This window comes from Streptomyces panacea (assembly GCF_040560175.1).
Taxonomy (GTDB): Bacteria; Actinomycetota; Actinomycetes; order Streptomycetales; family Streptomycetaceae; genus Streptomyces; species Streptomyces panacea.
The window spans coordinates 1-4,915 of sequence record NZ_JARJHW010000307.1 but is presented as its reverse complement, the minus strand read 5'-3'; the positions used below and the strand labels follow the sequence as shown (position 1 = coordinate 4,915).

Sequence of the window (4,915 nt, the reverse complement as noted above, 5' to 3'; positions counted from 1 at the left end):
ATGGCGGGTGCGTCAGCGGGCGCCCCAACCGCCGTCCACGGGAAGCGACGAGCCGGTGATGTAACCGGTGTTGGGGCCGCAGAGCCAGACGCACACCGCGGCCACCTCCGCCGGCTCGATCAGCCGCTTGATCGCGGAACGGTCCAGCAGTACGTCGCTGACGACTTCGTCCGGGGGGATTCCGTGGGCCGCGGCCTGGGCCGCGATCTGCCCTTCCACGAGCGGAGTCCGTACGTAGCCGGGGTTGACGCAGTTGCTGGTCACACCGTGCGGCGCGCCTTCGAGCGCGGCCACCTTGCTCAGCCCCTCCAGGCCGTGCTTGGCGGCGACGTACGCGGACTTGAAGGGGCTGGCGCGCAGTCCGTGCATGCTGGAGATGTTGACCACGCGGCCCCAGCCGCCCGCGTACATGTGCGGCAGACAGTGCCGGATCAGCAGGAACGGGGCTGTCAGCATCACCTTCTGGATCAGCTCGAACCTCTCGGGCGGGAAGTCCTCGATGGCCGCGACGTGTTGCAGCCCGGCGTTGTTGACCAGGATGTCCACGGCGGCGGGGAGCCGGCCGATCGCGCCCGCGTCGGCGAGGTCCACGGCGTGGCTCACGCCTCCGGTGGCGGCGGCGACGGACTTGGCCGCGTCGGCGTCGCGGTCGACGATATGGACCAGCGCCCCGGCTTCGGCGAGCGCCTCGGCGCAGGCCCGTCCGATACCGCTGCCGCCACCGGTCACCAGGGCGGTGCGGCCCGTGAGTTCCCTGCTCTTCATGGCCGGAACGGTAGAGACACCTGACCCGACATCCCATGTGACGGTTCACCACACCGGATGCCGATCAGGTGTCGCTGTACACCACATGCCTGACCGGGAGCGGCATGCCGTGACGCTACGTGACCACTTCACCCGGTCAACGGGCACCGGGTGAGCAGCGTGGCCGGATCCGCCCCTTCGGGCATCGGGAGCGTGCGGCCGGCCGGCGGGCGCCGGCCGTGGTCCAGCCAGCGCTCCAGCGCGACGACGGCCGAGCGGTGACACGGCACCAGCGGGCGGAGCCGGTCGGGGAAGGCGTCGAAGAGGGAGTCGACGTGGGTGCCGCCCTCGACGCGGTAGTAGCGGTGCAGTGCGCCGCGGCCCTCGCGGCGCACCATCGCCGCGTACGTGTCGGAGGTTTTCGAGATCGGCAGCAGCACGTCGAGCGTGCCGTGGAAGGTGATCAGGGGTTTGCCGATCCGGCCGGTCAGCGCGATCCTCTCGACGGCGTCGCGGACCGCGCCCGGCCGCGAGCCGTAGTCGTAGTCGGCGTCGCAGGCGGGCGTTCCCGGCGCGCAGAAGGGTGTCCCCGCCTCGGTGGCGCCGTCGTACTCCGGGTCCAGCTCCTCGCGGTAGATGCGCTGGGTGAGGTCCCAGTAGTACTGGTGGTGGTACGGCCAGAGGAATTCCGAGCCGGCCGGGAATCCGGCTCCCACGATCTCCCGGTGAGCCGCGCGGGCCCCCGCGCCACCGGCCGCCCAGGTGGGGTAGGCACGCAGGGTGGGCGGCAGGAAGGTGAGCGGGTTGGGTGCCTCGGTACGCCAGAGAGTGCCCTCCCAGTCGACGCCGCCGTCGTACAGCTCGGGGTGGTTCTCCAGTTGCCACCGCACCAGATAGCCGCCGTTGGACATGCCCATCGCGAGGGTGCGGGACACGGGCCGCTGATAGTGCCGGGTGGTCACCTCGCGGGCGGCGAGGGTGAGTTGGGTGACCCGGGTGTTCCATTCGGCGAGGGCGTCGCCGGGCGCGGCGCCGTCGCGGTGGAAGGCGGCGCCGGTGCTGCCCTTGTCGGTGGCGGCGAAGGCGTAGCCGCGGGCGAGCACCCAGTCGCCGAAGGCGCGGTCGTTGGCGTACTGCTTGCGGACGCCGGGCGATCCGGCGATCACGAGGCCGCCGTTCCAGCGGTCGGGCAGCCGGATCACGAACTGCGAGTCGTGATTCCAGCCGTGGGTGGTGTTGGTGGTGGAGGAGTCGGGGAAGTAGCCGTCGATCTGGATGCCCGGTACGCCGCTGGGGGTGGCGAGATCCTTCGGGGTCAGCCCCGACCAGTCGGCCTCGTCGGTGTGGCCGGAGGCGACCGTCCCGGCGGTCGTCAGCTCGTCCAGGCAGGCGGCCCGCTGGTGTTCGGCGCCGGGTACGGCGAGCGCGTCCATCCCGGCGCAGTGGCCGGGCCGGTCGGCGCCGCCGGCGGGGGCCGGGACCGCCGGGCCCGCTCCCACCAGCATGAGGGCCGCCGCGGCGAGGCACCCGGCGCGGATCCGTCGGACGTACTGCGGGACAAGTGGCATGGGCCATCACTCCGTTGCAAGGACACGACACGCGACACGTACGGGGCGGCGGGACGCTACCCAGCCGTCAGGGGCAGGGAGCGTCGGCGAGGACGTAGTAACCACTCGGGGACTCCTTGAGCGTCCGGATGACGAACGTGTTGTTGAGGCCCATGTTCTGGTTCGAACCCTTCGCGTACGCGTAGCCGCCGCTGGTGGTCGCCCGCGCGGCGCGTACGTGCTCGTAGTTGCTCGCCGTCCAGCAGGTCGCCGCCGCTCCGGTGGTGCCGGCCGTGACCTGCGCCGAGCGGGCGCCCTCGGCGCCGTCCGCGCCACGCGCCGCCACGCTGTACGTGTACGTGGTCCCGGCGCCCAGACCGCTGTCGGTGTACCGGGGGTCGGTCGGTCCACCCACTCGCGTACCACCGCGGTAGACCGCGTAGCCGCTCGCGCCGGCCACCGGCTCCCACGCCAGCGCGACGGAGGAGCCGGTCACGCCCGTGGACCGCAGTCCGGCCGGGGCGGGCAGGTCAGCGGGCCCCGGCGCGGACGTGTCGAGTCCGAAGAAGCGGGTGACCCAGTAGCTGGAGCAGATCGAGTCGATGAAGTTCGCGGTGCCGGTCGCCCCGCACTGCTCGGCGCCGCCGCCGGGGTCCACGGGCGTGCCGTGCCCGATGGCCGGGACGCGGTTGACCTCCACCGCGACGGTGCCGTCCCCGGCCAGATACTCGTCCCGGCGCGTGCTGTTGGGGCCGACGGTGGAGCTGCGGTCGGGCGTCTGGTCCAGGCCGTGCACCTGGGTCCACTGGTCCCGCAGCTCGTCGGCGTTCCTCGGGACGACGGTGGGGTCGTTGTCGCCCTGCCACACGGACACCCTGGGCCACGGGCCCGGGTGGCCGGGGTAGGCGGCACGTACGCGCTGCGCCCAGTCCTGGGGCGTACGGTCCACACCGGGGCTCATACAGGTGAACGCTCCGAGGACGTCCGTGGCGCAGTCGTACGGCAGTCCGGCCATCACCGCGCCGGCCTTGAAGACGTCCGGGTACGCGGCGAGCATGACGGCGGTCATGCCGCCGCCGGCCGAGAGCCCGGTGACATTGACCCGGCCGGCGTCGGCGCCGTAGGCCGAGACGGCGTGGGCGACCATCTGCCGGATGGACGCGGCCTCGCCCTGGCCGCGGCGGATGTCGGCGGCCTGGAACCAGTTGAAGCACTTGTTCGCGTTGTTGAGGGACGTCGTCTCGGCGAGGACCAGCAGGAAGCCGTGCCGGTCGGCGAAGGTGGCCAGGCCCGAGTTGTCGGCGTAGATCTGGGCGGACTGCGTGCAGCCGTGCAGCGCGACGACCACGGGCGCGTTCGCCGGGAGGGACGCGGGCCGGTGGACATACATGGTGAGACCGCCGGGGTTGGCCCCGAACCCGGTCACCCGTTCCAGGGTGACGGCGGCCTCCGCCCGGGGCGCGGGCGGGAGGAGGGCGATTCCGGTGGCCAGGGCGAGGGCTGCGGCGATCCGGCCGATGACGCGGCGCGGACGCCCGCGCCGCCGGGTGGGGGTGTGTGCCGGCCGGTCCGGGTGGGACGGCGATACGTGAAACAACGTGACCTCCCGCGACGTTGGTCCGGCCGCCGTCCTCAGGAGGGACGACGGCCGGAGTGGGGTGCGGTCACAGTAGGAAGCACGCGGTCCGCCGAGGAATGTGGCGGCGCTCCACAACGCGGCTGCCACAAGGGGTCCACCACCTGTTGCCGGGAGCGCGGCGCGGTGCTAAGCCGTGTGTCCGTAGCACCTTCGGGGACGGTACGACTCGTTCGAGTAACTGTGCGGTCTTTTATGGCGTTTCGCCTGCGGTGCCAACAGGTACGTATACACGTATGGTTGGATCCTCAGGTACTGCGGACGAGTCCGCGAACTCCCTCTCCTCCCACGGCCGCCCGGTGTTCACGGCCGACTTCTCGTCGGAGAACCAGTGGGTGGCCGGCCGCTCCTGGGCCTATCCGGGCAGCGGCCCCACCAACCCGGACGACGACAAACTGGACTACCTCACCCCGGACCCCGCGTACAGCAGGAGTGGTGTCTTCCGCGCCACCCGGATGCCCCAAGGCACTTGGTACACCGGCCTGTTGACGACTGAGGGCAGCGCGGACGACTTCATGCTCCGCACGGGCGACATCCTCCAGGCCCGGGTCCGGCTCCCCCGGGAGCAAGGGGCCTGGCCGGCGATCTGGACCTGGCTGGACGGCGGCAACGAGATCGACGTGTTCGAGTACCACCCCGACAACCCGGACCTGTTGGAGCTGTCGAACCACGTGAACGGCGGCGAACGCTACTACCGCGACAGTGCGATCCGCCCCGGCGCCTGGGTGGACTTCGAGGTCCACCTCGGCGCCCGCTCGGTGGTCTGGTACGTCAACGGCACCCGCGCCTTCGCCGACCGCTCCGGTGTGGGCGGCCACTGGCAGGCCCACCTGATCGTGAACCTCTCGGTCTGCGCGGGCCGCTACCACCCGCCCCCGGAACGGACCACGAGGGAGATGTCGTACGAGGTCTCCAGACTTCTCGTCTACCGCCCCTGATCGCCGGTCAGTCGCCGAAGAGTCCGCCGAGAAGGCCGCCGAGCGGATCG

Annotated in this window: 4 protein-coding genes; 1 reads left to right on the top strand and 3 read right to left on the bottom strand. The window is 71.8% G+C overall.

Annotated elements, in window-relative coordinates; translation table 11 throughout:
- Nucleotides 1–12: 12 nt before the first annotated feature.
- The 3 genes from P3L51_RS35095 to P3L51_RS35085 all read right to left on the bottom strand — a co-directional run bounded on the left by P3L51_RS35095 (nucleotide 13) and on the right by P3L51_RS35085 (nucleotide 3,888).
- Nucleotides 13–765: a 3-hydroxybutyrate dehydrogenase gene (locus tag P3L51_RS35095; protein ID WP_354609417.1), complete on the bottom strand. Its 753-nt coding sequence runs from the start codon at nucleotides 763–765 to the stop codon at nucleotides 13–15.
- Nucleotides 766–893: 128 nt separating this feature from the next.
- Nucleotides 894–2,312: a 3-hydroxybutyrate oligomer hydrolase family protein gene (locus P3L51_RS35090; RefSeq protein WP_354609416.1), complete on the bottom strand. Its 1,419-nt coding sequence runs from the start codon at nucleotides 2,310–2,312 to the stop codon at nucleotides 894–896.
- Nucleotides 2,313–2,379: 67 nt separating this feature from the next.
- Nucleotides 2,380–3,888: an extracellular catalytic domain type 1 short-chain-length polyhydroxyalkanoate depolymerase gene (locus P3L51_RS35085; protein WP_354609415.1), complete on the bottom strand. Its 1,509-nt coding sequence runs from the start codon at nucleotides 3,886–3,888 to the stop codon at nucleotides 2,380–2,382.
- A 275-nt stretch (nucleotides 3,889–4,163) separates the two neighbouring features.
- Here P3L51_RS35085 and P3L51_RS35080 point away from each other — a divergent pair, with 275 nt between their 5' ends.
- Entirely contained in the window at nucleotides 4,164–4,865 is a 702-nt protein-coding gene (locus P3L51_RS35080) for a LamG domain-containing protein (protein ID WP_354609414.1), read from the top strand.
- The last annotated feature ends 50 nt before the right edge of the window (nucleotides 4,866–4,915 follow it).